14 protein-coding genes are annotated in these 18,138 nt (G+C 74.8%); 7 read left to right on the top strand and 7 right to left on the bottom strand.

Features of this window, described 5'->3' with window-relative positions:
• Positions 1–272 precede the first annotated feature (272 nt).
• The 4 genes from ACFYZ4_RS05390 (at position 273) to ACFYZ4_RS05375 (ending at position 5,689) form a co-directional block, all read left to right on the top strand.
• Positions 273–1,739, top strand: a complete 1,467-nt coding sequence (locus ACFYZ4_RS05390) for a multicopper oxidase family protein (RefSeq protein WP_390783125.1) — start codon at positions 273–275, stop codon at positions 1,737–1,739.
• Between the two features lie 108 nt (positions 1,740–1,847).
• Positions 1,848–3,347 carry an amino acid permease gene (locus ACFYZ4_RS05385; protein WP_390783124.1) on the top strand — a complete coding sequence of 500 codons (1,500 nt, stop codon included), beginning with the start codon at positions 1,848–1,850 and terminating at the stop codon, positions 3,345–3,347.
• A gap of 140 nt (positions 3,348–3,487) precedes the next feature.
• On the top strand, positions 3,488–4,696 hold the full coding sequence (locus ACFYZ4_RS05380) for a NupC/NupG family nucleoside CNT transporter (RefSeq protein WP_351288295.1): 1,209 nt from the start codon (positions 3,488–3,490) through the stop codon (positions 4,694–4,696).
• A gap of 177 nt (positions 4,697–4,873) precedes the next feature.
• Positions 4,874–5,689, top strand: a complete 816-nt coding sequence (locus ACFYZ4_RS05375) for a class I SAM-dependent methyltransferase (RefSeq protein ID WP_390783123.1) — start codon at positions 4,874–4,876, stop codon at positions 5,687–5,689.
• Between the two features lie 28 nt (positions 5,690–5,717).
• On the opposite strand, the gene ACFYZ4_RS05370 is transcribed toward ACFYZ4_RS05375, so the two are convergent.
• Positions 5,718–6,635: an oxidoreductase gene (locus ACFYZ4_RS05370; protein ID WP_390783122.1), complete on the bottom strand. Its 918-nt coding sequence runs from the start codon at positions 6,633–6,635 to the stop codon at positions 5,718–5,720.
• A 283-nt stretch (positions 6,636–6,918) separates the two neighbouring features.
• On the opposite strand from ACFYZ4_RS05370, the gene ACFYZ4_RS05365 reads away from it, so the two are divergent.
• Complete coding sequence (locus ACFYZ4_RS05365) at positions 6,919–7,113, top strand: hypothetical protein (protein WP_390783121.1); 195 nt, start codon at positions 6,919–6,921, stop codon at positions 7,111–7,113.
• Here ACFYZ4_RS05365 and ACFYZ4_RS05360 read toward each other — a convergent pair.
• Both ACFYZ4_RS05360 and ACFYZ4_RS05355 read right to left on the bottom strand, forming a co-directional pair.
• Positions 7,110–8,441, bottom strand: a complete 1,332-nt coding sequence (locus ACFYZ4_RS05360; RefSeq protein ID WP_390783120.1) for an MFS transporter — start codon at positions 8,439–8,441, stop codon at positions 7,110–7,112. The two genes, ACFYZ4_RS05365 and ACFYZ4_RS05360, sit on opposite strands and share 4 nt — an antisense overlap.
• A gap of 2 nt (positions 8,442–8,443) precedes the next feature.
• Positions 8,444–9,880: an alkyl sulfatase dimerization domain-containing protein gene (locus ACFYZ4_RS05355; RefSeq protein ID WP_351288309.1), complete on the bottom strand. Its 1,437-nt coding sequence runs from the start codon at positions 9,878–9,880 to the stop codon at positions 8,444–8,446.
• Positions 9,881–10,030: 150 nt separating this feature from the next.
• Here ACFYZ4_RS05355 and ACFYZ4_RS05350 point away from each other — a divergent pair, with 150 nt between their 5' ends.
• On the top strand, positions 10,031–11,242 hold the full coding sequence (locus tag ACFYZ4_RS05350; protein ID WP_390783119.1) for a PucR family transcriptional regulator: 1,212 nt from the start codon (positions 10,031–10,033) through the stop codon (positions 11,240–11,242).
• A gap of 26 nt (positions 11,243–11,268) precedes the next feature.
• Here ACFYZ4_RS05350 and ACFYZ4_RS05345 read toward each other — a convergent pair whose 3' ends face one another.
• Positions 11,269–12,630: an MFS transporter gene (locus tag ACFYZ4_RS05345; RefSeq protein WP_384345362.1), complete on the bottom strand. Its 1,362-nt coding sequence runs from the start codon at positions 12,628–12,630 to the stop codon at positions 11,269–11,271.
• Between the two features lie 395 nt (positions 12,631–13,025).
• On the opposite strand from ACFYZ4_RS05345, the gene ACFYZ4_RS05340 reads away from it, so the two are divergent.
• On the top strand, positions 13,026–13,328 hold the full coding sequence (locus ACFYZ4_RS05340; protein ID WP_351288318.1) for a hypothetical protein: 303 nt from the start codon (positions 13,026–13,028) through the stop codon (positions 13,326–13,328).
• Positions 13,329–13,436: 108 nt separating this feature from the next.
• Here the strand turns inward: ACFYZ4_RS05340 and ACFYZ4_RS05335 are convergent, their stop codons facing one another.
• The 3 genes from ACFYZ4_RS05335 to ACFYZ4_RS05325 are packed head-to-tail and all read right to left on the bottom strand — an operon-like array spanning position 13,437 to position 18,017.
• Positions 13,437–14,672, bottom strand: coding sequence for a lanthionine synthetase LanC family protein (locus ACFYZ4_RS05335; protein WP_390783118.1), 1,236 nt, complete (start codon positions 14,670–14,672; stop codon positions 13,437–13,439).
• Positions 14,669–17,794, bottom strand: coding sequence for a lantibiotic dehydratase (locus ACFYZ4_RS05330; protein WP_390783117.1), 3,126 nt, complete (start codon positions 17,792–17,794; stop codon positions 14,669–14,671). Before ACFYZ4_RS05330 ends, ACFYZ4_RS05335 begins: the two co-directional genes overlap by 4 nt.
• Before the next feature lie 37 nt (positions 17,795–17,831).
• On the bottom strand, positions 17,832–18,017 hold the full coding sequence (locus tag ACFYZ4_RS05325; protein ID WP_390783116.1) for a hypothetical protein: 186 nt from the start codon (positions 18,015–18,017) through the stop codon (positions 17,832–17,834).
• Positions 18,018–18,138: the final 121 nt, after the last annotated feature.

Raw genomic sequence — 18,138 nt, 5'->3', positions numbered from 1 at the left:
GCGGGCGGCGGGTGGCCGCCGGTTTCCACGAGTAACCCATGGGTGCCGGGCCGGACCTGTCCTCCGTTCGGAGGGGGGACGGGCGGAATTCCACCGGCTCCGGAATGAAAGTCGTATCACCGCCGTGAATTCTCCGGTGTTCGCGGCGGCCTTCTCCGGCAACCCTCCCCGTCATGCGGGTCATTGGAACGCTTTCCCGGCCCGGGGCGGCATGATGGCGCGGAACCGGCCCAGGCGGCCGTGTCGTTTTCCCTTCTTTTCGGAGAGTCCGGATGATCAGACACCCCTTCGGCAGGTGGACCGCGGTCGGGTCCCTCCTGGCGGCCCTGGCCTTCGCTTCAGGCTGCGGCACGGCCGAGTCGGACCGGGGCCAGGCCGCCCCCACGGCCGCCACCGCGGCGCCGGTGGTCACGCCGTCGCCCGCGCTCACCGCCGCGGCCACCGAGGACCTGCGGGACCCCGCCGAGGTGGTCAGCGAGGACGGCCTGCTCAAGACCCGGATCGTGGTGGAGCGCAAGAAGGTCCGGCTGGCCGGGAAGGACCTGTGGGCGCTGACCTACAACGGCCTCTACATGCCGCCGACGCTGCGCCTGCGGCCCGGTGACCGGATGGAGATCACCTTCGAGAACAAGCTCGACAAGTTCACGAATCTCCACGTCCACGGCATGCACGTCTCGCCGGGCGGGAATTCCGACAACATCTTCCTCAGTATCGATCCGGGCAAGACGTTCGAATTCAAGTACCAGTTCCTGAAATCGCTGGAGCCGGGCACCTATTGGTACCACCCGCACCCGCACACCCTGTCGGCCGCGCAGACGGCGGGCGGAATGGCGGGCCTCATCGTCGTCGACGGGCTCGACCGGTACATGCCGCAGCAGTTGCGCGGGATCACCGAACACGCCATCGCGTTGAAGGACTTCCAGATCGTCGGCGACCAGATCAAGACCGCCGACCTGAAGATGGGAGCCCCGACCACCCGCACGGTGAACGGACAGCTGAACCCGCGCATCCGGATCAAGCCGGGCGAGACCCAGCTGTGGCGGATCGCCAACATCGGGGCCAACATCTTCTACAAGGTCGCGCTGCCCGGTACGACGTTCCACGTGGTCGCGCAGGACGGCTACCCGGTGAACAAGGTCTTCCCGATGGATTCGATCGTCATCCCCGCCGGCGCGCGCTACGACGTGCTCGTGCAGGGCGGGCAGGCCGGAACCAAGGAACTCGTCACCCAGCCGTACAACAGCGGCAAGGCGGGCAACCAGTTCCCGCAGGCGACGCTCGCGACCGTGGAGACCTCCGGCGCCCCGGTGGAGCAGGCCGCCCTGCCGACGTCCTTCGCGCCCGTGGACGACCTGGGGAAGGAGCCGATCGCCAGCCGCAAGACGATCGTGTTCACGGAGAACGCGGACGGCACGCTGTTCTACATCAACGGCAAGCAGTTCGATCACAACCGGATCGACTTCAGGTCCAAGCTCAACACGGTCGACGAATGGACGATCCGCAACGACAGCGACGAGGTCCACTCGTTCCACGTCCACACCAATGACTTCCAGGTCATGAGCATCAACGGCAAGCCCGACGTGAACTACGGCCTCCAGGACACCGTGGACGTCCCCGCACGCGGGAACATCGTGGTCCGGACCCGGTTCGTCGACTTCCCGGGCAAGACCGTGCTGCACTGCCACATCCTCAACCACGAGGACGCGGGCATGATGGCGACGCTGCAGATCGACAAGTGACGCCGACGATGTGATCTCCGCGGAGGACCTCGCGGCCCGCCCGGCTCGCCCCGCATCTCGCTCGATCGGAGTAAGCGGGGCGGGCCCGCCGTGCCCTTCGCTGGAGGCATGACCACGCTCGGCACGCCGCCCCCGCCGCCCGCGTCCCCGCCCGTACGGGCGGACGCCGGGGACGAGGGCTACAGCAAACGGCTCAGGCCCCGCCACATCACCATGATCGCCATCGGCGGGGCCATCGGCACCGGACTCTTCCTCGGCACGGGCGGCCGCCTCGCGGCCGCCGGCCCCTCGCTCGCCCTCGCCTACGCCGTCTGCGGTCTCTTCGCCTTCCTCGTCGTCCGCGCACTGGGCGAACTCGTCGTCCACCGTCCGTCCTCCGGTGCCTTCGTCAGCTACGCCCGCGAGTTCATGGGCGAGAAGGGCGCCTACGCGGCCGGCTGGACGTACTTTCTGTGCTGGGCGACGACCGGCATGGCCGACATCACCGCCGCCGCCACGTACGCCCGCTTCTGGTCGGTCTTCGCGGACGTCCCCCCATGGGTGCTGGCGCTCATCGCCCTGATGGTGGTGCTCGGCGCGAACCTGGTCTCGGTGCGCTCCTTCGGGGAGACGGAGTTCTGGTTCTCCGTCGTCAAGGTGGGGGCCCTCACCGCCTTCATGGTCGTCGCGGTCGTCCTCATCGCGACGCGCCACCCCGTCGGCGGGCACGTGCCCGGACTCGCGACGATCACGGACCACGGCGGGTTCCTCCCCACCGGATTCCTGCCGATGCTGCTGGTCATGCAGGGCGTCGTCTTCGCCTACGCCGGCCTCGAACTGTGCGGGGTCGCCGCCGGCGAGACGCGGGATGCCCGCACGGTCGTCCCCAAGGCCCTCAGGACGATCATGTGGCGCATCGTCCTCTTCTACGTCGGGTCCGTGGTGCTTCTTTCCCTGCTCCTGCCCCACACCGCCTACTCGGCCGACCAGAGCCCGTTCGTCACCGTCTTCACCCGGCTCGGCGTCCCCGGCGCGGCCGGCGTCATGAACCTCGTGGTCCTCACGGCGGCGCTGTCCTCGCTCAACTCCGGCCTGTACGCGACCGGCCGCATCCTGCGCTCGATGGCCGTGGCGGGCTCGGCCCCGAAGTTCACCGCCCGCATGAACCGCGGGAGCGTTCCGTACGGCGGCATCCTGCTCACGGCCTCGTTCGGTGTGCTCGGCGTGGGCCTGAACTACCTCATGCCCGCGGAATCGTTCGAGGTCGTCCTCAATTTCGCGTCGATCTGCGTCCTGGGCACCTGGGGCCTGATCATGATCTGTTCGCTGCTGTTCTGGCACCGGGCCCGGCGCGGGCTCGCCACCCGCCCCGCCTACCGGCTGCCCGGAGCCCCGTACACCCAGACGGTCACCCTGCTCTTCCTGCTCGGCGTGCTCGCCCTCATGTGCGCCGACCACGGGGTGGGGACGATGACCGTGCTGGCCGTGCCCGTCGTGGTGGGAGTGCTCGTCGGCGGCTGGTTCCTGGTCCGGCGCCGGGTCACCGGGGCCACCCGGGCCGCCCGGGGAGGAACGGAACCCGGCTCACCGGTCCACCCCGGCTCCGGGCGAGGGCCGGGCGTGTCCTGAGGGCCCCGGGCGGGGTTGTCTCGTAGGTTCGGAGCATCCGGGTTTGTCCGGTTTCTGTTCCGTGCGGCCCTCCGGTGTGCGCCCGCGAGCCCGCCGGGTCACGAGGGGCCGGCCTCGGCCTGATGGGGAGATCGCGTCCGATGACTCGGCTGCAGGGGCTGCTCGGCCTTCTCGTGATCTACGGCTTGTGCTTCGCGATCTCACGCAACCGTCGGCGGATCAACTGGCGGACGCTCGGCATCGGCTTCGCCCTGCAAGTCGGCTTCGCCCTGCTGGTGCTGAAGTGGGAACCCGGCCGCGAAGCGCTGCGCTGGTTCGCCGACCTGATCGCGAAGGTGATCGGCTACACGACCGCGGGAACGGAGTTCCTCTTCGGCTCGCTGGCCAAGGGCTCGTCCGTCCCCTTCGCCCTCGGCGTGTTGCCGGTCATCATCTTCCTCGGCGCGCTCGTCGGGCTGCTGTACTACCTGCGCGTCATCCAGTGGGTCGTACAGATCGTCGGCGGCGCGATCTCCCGGCTCCTCGAGACCAGCCGGGTCGAGTCGATCTGGGCGACTACGGTGATCTTCCTCGGCCAGTCCGAGGCGCCGCTGCTCATCGCACCGTACCTGCGCCGGCTCACCCGCTCGGAACTGTTCACCTGCATGACCGGCGGTTTCGCGTCCGTGGCCGGCTCCACCCTGGTCGGGTACTCGCTGCTCGGCGCTCCCCTGCCCTATCTGCTGGCGGCGAGCGTCATGAACGCGCCCGCCATGCTGGTCATCGCCAAGGCGATCTACCCGGAGACCGAGGAGCCGGAACAACAGGGCGACGTCCGCAGCGTGCGCGACACGGAATCGGCCAACGCCATCGACGCACTCGCCCGCGGCGCGCTGAGCGGCGGCCGCCTCGCGGTCATCGTGGGCTGCCTGCTCATCGCGTTCGTGGCGCTCATCGCCCTGGCCAACGGCATCCTCGGCCTGGCCGGAAGCTGGTTCGGCATCGACGACCTGACGTTCCAGCGGCTGCTGGGGTGGATCTTCGCGCCGGTCGCGTGGCTCATCGGAGTGCCGTGGGACGAAGCCTCGACGGTGGGCAGCTTTCTCGGACAGAAGACGGTCATCAACGAGTTCGTCGCGTACGCCTCCTTCGGCCCGCAGATCGACTCCCTCGAACCCAAGACCGTGCTCATCACCACCTTCGCCCTCGCCGGCTTCGCCAACTTCGGATCGATCGCCATCCAGCTGGGCTCCTTCGGCGCCCTGGCCCCCGAGCGCAGGGCAGACGTCGCCCAGCTCGGCCTCCTGGCCCTGCTCGCCGGGACGCTGGCCAACCTCAGCAACGCGGCCATCGTGGGCATCGTCGGCTGACGACGGGAGAGGGGGCCCGTACGACGCGTCCCTCCGCCCGTTCCCTCGCCCGTTCCTCCTCCCGTTCCTCCGATCGGTCGTCGCCGCCGGGCGCGGTGCCTGCTGTGCTGGCGGTGGCGGCCGGACCCGCACCCCGCGGGAGGCGCCACCACGGCGGCAGCCGGACGGAGCACGGCCATGGCAGACACGCGACAGCAGGAACCCCGCGCCGCGGACCTCTGGGAGGAACACGCGGCGCTGTACGTACGGACGCTCGGTGCCGCGTGCGCCGGGACGGTGCGCCCCCTCCTCGACGCCGTCCAAGTGGGCCCCGGAACCAGGGTGCTGGACGTCGGCACCGGTCCCGGCACCGTGGCCGCCGCGGCCACGGACCGCGGGGCCGCGGTGACCGCCGTCGACTCCTCGGCGGCCATGGCGGAGCTGGCGCGCGCGGCGGCCCCCCGGGCCCGGACGCTGGTCGCGGCGCTGCCCCGGCTCCCGTTCCGGGACGCGTGCTTCGACGCGGCCGTCGGCAATTTCGTACTCGGGCACGCCGGTCCCACCCGGGCCGTGGTGGCCGAGCTGCGCCGGGTCGTGCGCCCCGGGGGGCGGGTGGGCCTGACCGGCTGGGCGGACGTACCGGCCGCCGGACAGACCCTGCTGGGCCGGGCCCTGCGTGCCGCCGGTGCCCCGTTCGTGCCGACGGACCGACTGCGGCCACCGTGGTCCGGCTACCCGGGCGACACCGCCGGAATGGCGCGACTGCTGAGCTCGACAGGGCTGCGGCAGGCCGTCTGCCGGACGGTCGCCTGGGACCACCGCGTCGGCGCCGGCGCCTGGTCCGAGGGACTCGAACGGCTGCTGGGCACCGGATTGCTGACGGCAGCCGCGGCGGATCCGGCGGCGGTCACCCGCATCGTGCGGCACGCCGCCGTGCTGAGTACGCCGTTCCTGTCCCCGGACGGGGAACTGCGGCTGCCGCACGTCGCCCTGCTGGCCCACGGGTGGCGCTGATCCGGCGTCGCCCGGCAGGCCCGGCGGGTCACGCCGCCCAGTGCACGCCGGTCAGTTCCTCGGACACCGCCCACAGGCGGGCCGCGGCCTCCCGGTCGCGGGCCGGCTCGGCCGTGACCTGCAGCGACGGCGGCCCCTTCAGCGAGCCGGGCCCGATCGGGCCGAAGTACTGGCCGCCGAGCGCGTCCGGGTCGGTCGCGGCGCGGACCACGGACCAGGCACCGCGGTCCTTGCCCTGGGCGAGCAGGGCCAGCGGTGCGCTGCGCACCGCGGTGAGCGGGCCGGGCACCCACAGCGGTGGCCGGGCCGGCGTCAGGCCCTGGACGGCCCAGCCCGGATGCGCGGCCACGCTGCGGACGGTGCTCCCGCCATCGCGCAGCCGCCGGTCCAGTTCGGCGGCGAAGAGCAGCACCGCGAGCTTGGACCTGCCGTACACGGCCATCGACCGGTAGCCGGTGCGGCTCTGGAGGTCGTCGAAGTCCAGGTGGGCCCGGGAGTGGGTGAGGCTGCCCAGGGAGACGACCCGGGCGTCCGTGCCGAGGGCGGGGGAGAGCAGAAGGGTCAGCGCGAAGGGCCCGAGGTGGTTCGTGCCGAACATCAGCTCGAAGCCCTGAGCGGTCTCGGCCCGCTTTTTGGAGGCGGTGACTCCGGCGTTGTTGACCAGGAGGTCCACCGGCCCGGCCGCGGTGAGTTGCTCGGCCGCGCGGTGGACGGAGTCCAGGTCCGCGAGGTCGAGCCGTACGTCCGTCGCGGAGGCGCCGGGCACGGCTGCCCGTAGCGCGTCGAGGGCGATGCGGGTGCGGCGAGCGCTGCGGCCGGCGAGGACGACGTGCGCCCCCGCGCGCGCCAGCTGTTCGGCCACGTGATAGCCGATGCCGGCGTTTCCCCCGGTGATCACGGCGGTTCGGCCGTCCTGTGCGGGGACGGTGCGGGGATTCCACGTCATCGAACTGCTCCTTCCACTGCCCGGGCCCGAACGGGACCGGTCCGTTGCGGACGGCGCTCCCGGGGTCCGTCCCGCCCGGGAGCGCCGGCCAGGAGGCACACCCTAGGCAGGGCAGCGGAGCCGCAGTGTCCTCCCATCGGTCGGTCCGCAGGCCCGGGCGCCGACCCGGCGGACCGGCCGGGCGGACGACGCGGCGGCGCTCCCGCGTCGGTGACCGTCGGGACATACGGCGCGCACCGCGCGGTGCGCGCACCGGACCCCGAGCGAGGATCGAGGCGATCCCATGCGTACGTCGAAGCCGACCCCTTCCCGGACCGACGGGCACGAGACGACGGAGGTGGTGGATGCCCCCGGCGCCCCGGCCCGCGCCCGCGCCCGCGCCGGGTTCCCGCGCCGCGACCGCAGCAGCGCCCCCGCCGCCGACCCGTCCCCCCACTACCCGCCGCCGCCCCGGCTGTTCGGCGCCCCGCACAGCTAAGGTGTCTCCTCGCCGGGCACCCCGAGGCGGTGCGCGTCCCGTTCGGGACGCAGGAACAGGGTGGCGAGCGCTCCGGCGAGCGCGAGGAGGGCGGCGGTGAGGAGCCAGGCCCGCCCGTAGCCGGTGGCGGCCTCGGGGACACCGTCGACGACGCGCCCCAGGACCACCGGGGAGAGCACTCCGCCCACAGAGGACAGCCCGACGACGATGCCGAGGACCGCTCCCCGGCGGTGAGCCGGCGCGATCCGGGCGCAGGTCGTCTGGCCGACCGTCATCATCGGTGCGCACAGGGCCATCGGACCGCACATCATCAGCAGTTTCAGCCACGGCGGACCGGTGACGAACACGGCGACCGCCGCGGCCGCGCCGAGCATCAGCAGACCGGCTCCCGACCCGGCGGGCAGTGCGCCCGGCCGGCCGCCGCGAGCGGTGGCGCGCCGGGCCAGCAGACCGTGGGTCAGCAGCACGGCGGCGTTGGCGAGGGAACCCGCCGCCACCGCGAGGCCGGTCGCGCCGGCGGACCAGCCCAGAGCCGTGTGCAGGTAGTCGGGAACCCAGGTGAGCTGCGCGCTGATCTGCCAGTAGACGGCGAAGCAGGCGAAGCCCGCCGCGAGGACGCTCGGCGAGGCGAGGATCCGGCCCAGCGGGGGACCGGGATCGGCCGTCGCCGTCCCGGCCGCGTCGACGTCCCGGCCGGCCCGCGGTGGGGCCGGGGCTCCGAGCAGCGGAGCGAGCGGTCCCTCGTGCGCACGCAGTGCCCACACAGCCGCCCAGGCGAGCCCGGCCACCCCCACCGTCCCGAAGGCCCAGCGCCACCCCCACGCACCGATGACCCAGGTCAACGCGGGTGCGGCCAGGGCCACTCCGGCCGCCGCGCCGATCAGCAGCACGGCCGTGGGCAGGGTCCGGTCCCGCTGGGCGAACCATCCGTACAGGTGGTGCGCGGCCACCGGCGCCGCGGGTCCCTCCGCGGCGCCGAGCAGCACCCGGGTGGCGATCAGCACCCCGAGCCCGGCGGTCGGCCACAGCATCGGGAGCTGGGCCGCCGACCAGGCGAGGGCCATCGCCAGGAGCAGGACGGTGCTGCGGATGCGCCGGGTCAGCAGGGAGACCCCGATCGCGGAGAGGGAGAAGAGGGCGAAGAACGCCGCCTGTGCGGAGCCGAACTGCCGCCTGGTGAGGCCGAGTTCGTTCATGATCTCCGGTCCGGCCAGGCCCAGTACGGCCTTGTCGGCGAAGTTGACAGCCATGAACAGCACGAGCAGCCGGGCGGTCGGCCAGGCACCGGGAGCGTGCGCGTCACGGACCGTCTCCTTGGAGGCGACCACCCTCACAGGGCGGCGCCGCCGTCCACCCGGGACGCGTCGCTCCCCGCCGTGCCGTCCGCCAGCCCCACCCCGACCCGGCCGGCCGCCCGCCCGGCACCCTGCGGGGTGCGGGCCAGTTCGGTCGCCACGTCCGTCCCCTCCACCACCGCCGAGGACTCCGCCGCCGCCCAGGCGAAGATGCCGCGGGCCATGGTCGAGGTTTCCCGCCCGGCCCGGTGGGCGTAGACGTCGGCCCGCACCCGGGCGACCTCCTTGTCCCCCGGTGCGGCGAGCGCCGCCGCCTCCGCCAGGTGTGCGGCCAGCCGCAGCCGCCCGTCCGCCAGCAGCTCGGCCGCCCGGGCCGCGAGGACGTGGGCACCGCCGGCGGCGGCGGCGAACTCGACGGCCACCTCCGCCTCCGGCGCGGGCTTGAGGTGCGCAGGGTTCTGGTCGTACCAGCCTCCCCACAGGCGCCACAGGTTGCGTACGACGAACTCGGGTTCGTCGTAGGCGGGCCGCAGGTAGGGCCTGGCGAGCAGGGCGGCCGGCACCCGTACCCGCCGGACGACCTCGTCGAGGCGCAGGCCCTGGTTCATGAGGTCGCGCGTCTGGTCGCACAGGGTCTGGAGCAGGGCGGCCGTGTCCGTGAGCGCCTCCCGCACCCGTCCCGCGCCGATGACGGGGACGCCGTGGCCGGGCAGCAGGAGATCGGCTCCCAGCTCGGCCATGTCCCGCAGGGCGGCCGCCCACTCCTCCGGATAGCGCTGTGCCTTCTGCGGGTTGCCGGCGTTGGGGGTGTTCCAGATGAACAGGTCGCCCGTGCACAGCACCCCGAGCTCGGGCACCCAGACGTAGGTGTGGTCGTCGGTCTCGCCCCGGGCGTGCACGAGGTCGAAGGTGAGGCGTCCCTGTTGCAGGGTGTGGCGGGTCCGGTAGGTGGTGTCCGGGTAGCGGTACTCGGTGGGCCAGTCGAGCCACGGGACGCCGAACTGCCGCCGGTTGATCCAGGAGTTGTAGCCGTCGGTGCGGCGGTAGCGGTCGAAGCGGGCGGCCACGGCCTCGTGGGCGACCACTTCCGGGCGGTGTTCCTCGGCGTCGAACGGGCCGAGCCCGCCGACGTGGTCGACGTGGCCGTGGGTGAGGACCGCGGCGGCCACGCGAGCGGTCGAGAAGTTCCGTACGGCCGTGTGCCGCTGGGCCGCGGACAGGACGTCCCCCGAGTCGACGAGGACCAGGCCGTCGCCGGTGTCGAACACCGCGGAGTTCGCGAACCCCGGGCAGAACCCGACCTCCTCGCTCAGCCGGATCAGACGGTCGCCGGAGTAGACGCCGGTGAGGTGGTCCTCCAGGTCCGCCGTTCCGTACCAGACGCGGTCGGCGTAGGCGAGGTAGTCCGAGGACCGGTCGGCCGGGGCGGCCGGGTCGTCCGGGAGCGGCTCGGGGGCGAGGGATGCGCTCATGGGTCTGTCTCCTGCTTCTTCCGCTGTTTCTTCCGCTCGTGTGCTCGCACGGTGAGTCTCGGAGCCGCGGGGCCGGCACGACACCGTCCCTCGTCACATCCGGCGGGGCCGGTTAGGGTGACGCGTCACATCTCGGCTCCTGGAGGGCATGTGGTTTCCGAGGCCGCCCGCGCGCTCGCCGTCCGGTGCGAGGGCCGGGCCAACTCCCTCGCCCGGAAGCTGAGCAGGGAGGTCTTCGACAGCGTGCCCGGGTACGCGCAGCTGCCCGCGGAGGTCAAGGACCTGGAGATCGCGGCCACCGTCAGGCACGGGGTGCGGCTCTTCCTGCGCGGCGTGGCCCACCCGCCCGCCGCTCCCGACGGGTACCGGCTCTTCCGCGAACGCGCCGCCCGGCGGGCCGAGGAAGGGGTCCCGCTGCACCTGTTGCTGCGCTCGTACGCGCTCGGCGTGCACGGCCTGTGGCAGGTGATCCGGGAGGAGGCCCGGCCGCAGGAGAGCGGGGCCGTGGCCGAACTGGTCGACCTGCTGCTGCGGGCCCAGACCGAGGTCGTGGGGGTGGTGACGGAGCGCTACCTGGAGGAGCGGGAGGCGCTCGCCGCGGAGCGGGCGTCGGACGGGACGAGGCTGGTGCACCGGCTGCTGGACGGCGGGCTCGGCCCGGAGGACGTCCGGCACGCCGACGTCGACCTCGCCGGTCCGCTCCTCGTCCTGGCGCTGGGGGCCGACCACTCCGCTCCGGCGGACGGGCCCGTCGGACACCGGCGGCGGCTGCGGGGCCTGCGGACCGCACTCGGCCGGGTCCCGGGCGCCGGGGGGTTCGCGCTCCTGGCCGAGGAGCCGGAGGGCGGGGACCTCGCCGGGCGGGCCGTGGTGTCCGGGTGCGCCGACGTACCGCCCGGGCTGGCCGCCCACCTGTCCGAGGGGTACGGGGCCACGCTGTACGTGGCCGCGGCGCACGCCCGGGATCCGGCCGGCGTGCCGGAGGCCGCCCGCACCGTGGTGGAAGTCGTACGGATCGCCCGGGCGGGGGGTCTGCCGGCCGGCCGGGTGCACCGGCTGGAGGACGTCCTGCTGGAGTTCCACCTGTCCCGGCCGGGCCCCGGCAGCGACAGCATCGCCGCCCTGCTGGATCCGGTCGGGCACCGTCCGGAGCTGCTGGCCACGCTGCGGAGCCATCTGGAGCTGCGGCTGGACCGCCGGGCCACCGCGGCCGCGCTCGGCGTCCATCCGAACACCGTGGACAAACGGCTGGCCCGGCTGACCGCACTGACCGGCTTGGACCTGTCCTCGCCCCGCGGCACCGCGCTGGCACTGGCCGCCCAGTTGCTCCGGGAGACCCGGCGGCCCGCAGAAGGGGGCTGAGCGGCGGCGGCGGTCCGGCCGGCCCTTCATGCCTCGGCGGTGACGGCGCGCCGGGCCGCGGCGGCGACGCGGCGCGGTCGTGCAGGGACGCGAGGCACGCGGGCGACGCCGACGGCGGCCCGGGTGCGCACCACGGCGACGACGCCCAGAGCGGCGATACCGATGCAGGAGGCGCCGGCGAGGGCGAACGCGGAACGCGCCCCGAGCGCCTCGGCGAGTGCGCCGGCCAGCGGGGCGCCCACCGCGGCGGAACCCAGGGTCACCAGCATGGCCAGCCCGGCCACCCGGCCCTGGAGGCTGGGGCCCGCCCCCATCTGGACGGCCGTCGCGGCGGTGGTGGTGAAGCACAGCGCGGCGATCCCGACGGGCGCGAGCAGCGCCCCGAAGGCCGCCATCGACGGGGCGAAACCGGCCGCGACCTGGAGGGCGCCCACCGACAGGGCGCAGACGGCGAGGGTGCGCAGCGGACAGGTCCGCAGCCGGGCGGCCAGCAGGGCGCCGAGCAGGGACCCGACGGCCAGCAGGGCGCTGAGCGCTCCGAAGGACTCCGGGGCGGCGCCGAAGCCGTCGGTGGCCAGGGCCGGCAGGAGGACCGGGAGGTTCATACCGAAGAGGGCCATGAGTCCGCTCAGCACCAGCGTCCACCTCAGCCGCGGGTGGGCCGCGACGATCCGGAGGGCCCCGTACCGATGGGCCGGGACGCCTGCGTGCGGGACGGGGGCCTGGTCCAGGGCGCGGACGTGCCGAAGGGCGAAGAGGCCGACGGCACAGATCACAGGGGTGAAGGCGCAGAGCAGGAAGGCCCAGCCGGTGCCCAGGAAACCGATGACGAGACCGGCCGCGGCCGGGCCGACGATGCGGGCCAGCTGGAAGTTGGCCGTGGCCAGTCCCGTCGCGCTGCGGCGGTGTTCGGGAGCGACCAGCCGCGGGATGAGCGCCTGCCGGGCCGGGCCCTCGACCGCCGTCATCACGCCGAGCGCTCCGGCGAGCACGCACACCGACCACATGCGGGCGGTGCCCGTGGTGACCAGGAGCGTCATGACGAGCGCCAGCACGGCCGCGGCCCCGTTGCACCACACCATCAGGCGCCGCGGCCGGTAGCGGTCCGCGATCGCACCGCCCCAGAGACCGAGCAGCAGGGCGGGCAGGCACTGCACGGTCACCACGAGCCCGACCGCCGCGGCGCTCCCGGTGAGTTCCAGCACCAGCCAGTCCTGCGCGGTGCGTTGCACCCAGGTGCCGGTACCCGCGACGGACTGGGAGAGCAGATAGAGCCGGAAGGCCCGGGAGGCGAGCGGACCGCTCGTGCGGCCGGGTCCGCGCATCAGGCGAACGGCGCGCGGGAGGGCGGGGACGGACCGGGCGGTGCTGCACGGGAGGGGGGACATGGCACGTTCGCTCCTGGGCGTGGCGTGGAGGATGCCGCGGCGTCTGCCGCGAACGCGGCGCACCGGCTGCTTTTCGATGGGACCCGTCGACGGTAGGCGGGAGGTCCGGGCCCCCGATTCCTCCCAACGGTCGGCGGAGAGGACGAAGCGCACGGTCCGGATCCCGGTCGGAGGTCCGGCTACCGCGCCGGGGCCTCGGAACGACGGCGCCGTTGCCGCGCCACGCCGCGCGGTCGTGCCGGGGTTCGTTCGTCCCCCCGGGGGGCCGATCGGAGGACGTGGCGGGAGGGGGCCGGCGGCTTCACTGGAGGTGTCGGTGCAGCAGACCCCCACCCCCTGGGACCCGCCTACCGAATTGGGCACCGACGGGTCCCATCGTCCTGGAGGACCTGATCATGCGTATCACCCGTACCATCGCCACCGCCGGTATCGCCGTCGCCGTCCTCGGTTTCTCCGGTTCCGCCGCCTTCGCCGCGGACACCGCCCGCAGCCGCCCGGAGGTGGCTGCGAACTTCCCGCACGCCAAGCCCGAGACCGTCCTGGCCAAGCCCGCGACTGTCTTCGCCAAGCCGGCGACCGTCTTCGCCAAGGACGGGACCGTCTTCGCCAAGGGCGGCGGGATCGAGCTGGCGTCCGCCCCGAAGGGTGGCGGGATCAAGCTGAACGCCCACGCGAAGGGCGGCGGGTTCGAGATCTGAGACGCGGAGCCCGAAAAGCACCCGCCTCCGCTCCCACCCGACCACCCCACCCGACCGCCCCACCCGCAGCCTCTCGCGGGTGGGGCCTTCGGCATGCCCGAGGCACCGTCAGGCCGTCAGGAGCAGGCAGTCCCAGGGCACCGGGGGAGACTCCGGCAGCAGTCCGGCGTACTGCGCCAGTGCCAGGCAGGTGCCGGCCTTCCCGGTGAGGAGCCCGAGCGCCGTTCCCCCGGCGGCCGGTCCGCCGGGCGGGCCCGACGGAGCTCCTGCCGACAGGCGGAGCGTGAGCTCCGCGGCGCTCTCCGAGAGCGCCCGGTGGCCGGCTCGCAGCGCGCACACCAGGACGCCCGCACTGCCGTGGCACAGTCCGGGCCCTTCGGTGTCCCAGGCGGTGCCGGGCCGTTCGGCCAGTGCGGTCAGGGTGCGGTCGGCGAGCCGCGCGTACTGCGGATCGCCCAGGGCCGTCGAGGCGAGAGCGAGGGAGCGGGCGATGCCCGGGGCGCCGTAGCACCACGCGTCCCGGCGGCCGCCCGGGGCGGTGCCGGTGGCGGCGGCCCGGGGTGGCCAGGAATCGCCTTCCCGTACGGTCACCAGCCAGTCGGCGGCGGCCCGTACCGCCGCCCGCCGCCCGTGCATCGGCGGACCGGTGGTCTCGGCGAGTGCCAGCAGCGCCAGGGGCCCGGCGATCCCGTGTGCCATACCGGTGACGGCGGCCCCCTCGGGGTGGCCCGGCGCCGGCCCGGGCAGGTGTCCGGCGGGCTGCCACCAGCCCGGCCGGTCCGGCGTTCCGCCAAGGACCGTGCGGGTCAGGGTGGTCATCGCGGCCGTCAGCCCCGGGGCGGCCTCGGCGGCCCAGCCGGCCCCGTACGCCGCGAGCAGGACCCGCCCGGTACCGCTGAGCCCGCTCACCACGTCGTAGACGGCCCACGGGCAGGTGGCCGACCCGGGCGCGGCGTCCGGCCACCGGCGGCCCGCGATCGCCTCGGCCCGCGCCGACAGCCAGCGCACCGCGTCCCGCACCGCCTCGTCGGGCAGCTCGTCCCGGGACACCTGCCCCGCCCCGGCCAGCAGGGACGCGGCCAGGCCTCCCGGCCCGCGGTACACCCCGTCGGGCCGGGCGTCCCCGAGGGTTTCGGCGGCGAACTGCCAGTGCGCCCGGGCACGGGCGGCCGCCCCGGGTACGGCGTCGGCGAGAGAGGCGTGCAGCAGGGCCGTGCCGGCGAGGCCCTCACCGAGGGTGTGCTTCCGGTCCGCGGGCAGCCCCCGGGCCACCTCGACGGGGTCGGCCAGCGCGTCCGCGATCCGCAGGGCCGTGGTGGCCGCCGCTCGCCGGTCGGCGGTCACGACGGGAGACGCAGCCGGTCCGAGGCCAGGGAACGCACGAGCCGCTCCACCGCCGGATCGGGTCCCAGGAGCCGGTTGACGTGCAGATGGATCAGGTCGGAGGCGCACAGTGACGCCACCTCCTCCGGCCGCGACGGTTCACGGTCGTCCCGCAGCGCGGTCCGGTAGGCGGCCAGGGCCCGTTCGCGGGCGCGCCACCGACCGGCCAGCCGCGCCGGGACCACGTCCCCGGCCGCAGCGGACCGGAACCGGCCGCGCAGTGCCTCCCGCCACCGGCGGGCGGCGGCATCGAGTGGAGCCCGGCCGATCGCCGAGGGCGCCCCGGCGGCCAGCACCCGGGCCACGGACACCGCCCCGGCGGCGGCGAGCAGGATCCCGTCCGCCGCCCCGGGCTCCCCGGGCACCACCGGCTCCCCGGGCGCGCCGCGACCGCCGGGGCCGGGCGGGGCGAGGTCGGGGACGCACGGGCCGAGGACGGTGAGGGCGTCCAGCACCAGGGCACTGTCCGCGACGAACACCCCCTCCGCCGCGGTGAGCCCCGCGGTTCCTCCGTAGCGTTCGGTCTCCGGTACGTACGGCTCCCAGCGCGCCGCGCCGGCCAGCCCGAGGGCGGCCATCCGGGCGGCCCACCCTTCGGCGGCCGGCCGCACCACCCGTTCCAGCTCGTCCCGTTCACCACGGAAGCGGATCCGCAGATGGGGGCCGAACCCCTGCGAGGAGTAGCGCAGCCAGAAGCACCGCGGTGACTCTGCGGCCAGGTGACGCAGCACCGCGCCCTGGCGGTGCTCGGGCACCTGTACGGCCAGGGACAGCCAGCCCCGGGCTCCGGCCGGGGTGAGGACCGGCTCCGGGGCACCGGCCGACGCGGGCCCGGACACCGTCCCGGGAGCCGGCCCGCCCCCGAACGCCGTGCCGGAGGGCCGGGCCGCGCACCGGGGATCGAGCCGGACGGCGGCCGGCGGGACCCTGCTGCGCAGGGACACGACGAGTTCCAGCAGGTGCCCGCCGTCGGGCCCGCGCACGACCGCGGGGTCGGCCCCCGGACCGCCCAGCTGTTCGAGGACGGCGCGGACCCCGAGGCGCACGCGATGCCGCAACACCTCCCGGTCCCGGGCGTCGTCGAGGTCGACCGGGAGCAGGCGGTCCGCTTCGTCGACCAGGACGGTGCCCGGCGGAGCCGGCCGGGCCGTGGCCCGCCACGCGGCCAGCCGGGCGGCGAACTCCTGCGGCCGGCGGGCTGCTTCGAGGACCTCCTCGGGCAGGTTCCACCGGGCCGGGGCGAGCAGCACCTCCCGGTACCGCACCCGAGGGGTGTAGGGGAGCGCATCGCAGGGACCCCAGGACCACGTACGCCAGGGCCGGGTACCCGCCTGTCCCAGCAGCCGCAGCAGCCGGGCGGCAGGGGGCAGCAGTCCGGGTGCGGCCCGGTGGCCGACCACGGGCCGCACCGGCCGGCCGTGCCGCGGCGCCCACACCACCAAATGGCTCCCGGTGGAGGCCAGGTACAGGTCGGAAGGGCCGAGGTCGCCCGGCCGGGGCGGCACGTCCAGGGCGATCCGGTACGGGGCGAGCCCGGCCGGGGCGGTCAGCGCGGTGGCGGCCCCGTCGGCCGGCCGGCAGACGACTTCCGCGACCATCGGTCCCGTCCCGTCCGGCGGCCCGTCGTCGGGATGCCGCGGCCACTTCAGGTCGGCGGCGTACCGGCCGGCCGCCGATCCGGCCTGCTGCGAACCGGAGTACGGGCACACGGCCGGCCGCAGCGCCCCGGACTCCGTGCGCACCACCCGGACGTGGATCTCCGCGGTATGCGGCGGAGGGTCCGGTGAAGGGCCGGACAGCCGGTCGACCAGCGCGTCGGTGAGGACGAGTTCCCCGTCCGCCTGGGCCTCGGTGGCGAGCCGGGCCAGCAGGGCGGCCCGGTCCGGTTCCGGCTCGGACAAGGTCCCTAGCCCGTCGTCGGCGCCGGGCGGGCCGAGGCCGGCCGCCGGGTCCAGCACCTCCGTCAGCGGCACCAGCCGTTGCGTGCCGTATGCGGCGACGAACCGCCGGTGGTAGTCGGCCAGGGGCGGACGGGTCGGCGCGGTGCGCCACAGCACGCCGGCCGCGGCCGCCGCCTGTTCGCCGAGGTACGCGGGCAGCTCGATCCGGGCATCGGCGAACGTGTCGGCCACCAGGAGCCGTTGGGGCGCGGCGGGATCCCGCATGAGCCGGACGACCCGGCGCAGCAGCGCGAGCCGATCGGGAGCGCCGGGCGGCAGCGTGTCGGCCGGTGCCAGCAGGTCCCGGACGCGGCGCAGGACGAGGCCGTCGCGGGTCCGCGGCGCGTGACGGGCGAGCCGGTGAAGTGCCGTGGCGGGCGGGCCGTCGGGGGCGAGGTCGGTCAGCAGCAGACCCGATCGGATCAGCTCCCGGACCGCGGTCTCGGCCGCCGCCCGCGCCGCCGCCGACTGTGCTGCCGACGTCCGCGCCGCCGCCGACCGTGCCGCCGTGCCGTACGCCGTGCCGTCCGTCGGATCGGCGGGCCGGCCGGCGTCACCGGACGCGGCCCACGCCGTGAGCTCGGCAAGTACCGCGGCCGCGGACCGGCCGCCCGTACAGGTGTCGAGCAGCCACCGGGAGACCTCGGTGTCCCGGACGCTGTGCAGTGCGAACTGCCCGGCGGGCGGAGCGTGTTCCACCTCGAACCGCCCGTCCACGGTCCGGGCCATGGCATTGGTGGTGAGGGTGAGGCCGGCGAGCACCGCCGGAACATCGAGCATCCGGTCGTACACGGCGGCGAGCCAGAGCGGGCTCGGAGCCGTCACCGTCCGGTGCGCCGGGCCGAGGGAGGGGGCGGGCCCCGCCCCTTCCCTCCTCCCGTCCGCCTGCGGGGCCCGGAAGCAGGCCGAGGCCACCCCGCTGAAGACGCCGTGTGGGGTCGGCCGGGTCCGCGAACGGATCTCGTACGACCGCAAGGCCCTCCCGGCGCGGGGCTCCGCGCCGTCGGCGGCCGAGAGCCCCGCGCCGGCCAGCAGGATCCCCTCGGCCAGCAGGCCGAGGCCGGCACCGGGCCGGTCCGCGGCCCTGAGCGGCATCCGCGCGAGGGCCACGGCTTCGGGCTCGAAGAGTCGCCTCGGCACCATGGATCCTGTCCGTCCGGGACGGGCGCTCAGTGGTCGCTCAGTGGCCGGTCAGCGGCCGCCGGCCGGCGGACGGCTGCGGCACGGGGTCCGCACAGCCGGTGGTCATCCAGTCGGGCAGCGTCAGGTCCCGGCCCTGGACACCGTACGCACCGGCCTGTCCGCCGCCGGCGTCCTCCGTACGGGGGTCGAGCCGAAAGGCGTCGCCGAGGAAGTTCGCGCTCATGGGTGGGTCCTCCTTCTGCATGCGTCCGGTGGGACGCTCCCGCCGGGCGCGACCACCCTAGGAACGGGCGGCCCCGGCCCCTGTCCTCCGACCGGACGGTCCCCAGGACGACCCGTGATGC

Source organism: Streptomyces sp. NPDC001513 (genome assembly GCF_042894695.1).
Taxonomy (GTDB): domain Bacteria; phylum Actinomycetota; class Actinomycetes; order Streptomycetales; family Streptomycetaceae; genus Streptomyces.
Note: the sequence above shows the minus strand (reverse complement) of the source record. Positions and strands in the feature narration are given on the sequence as shown.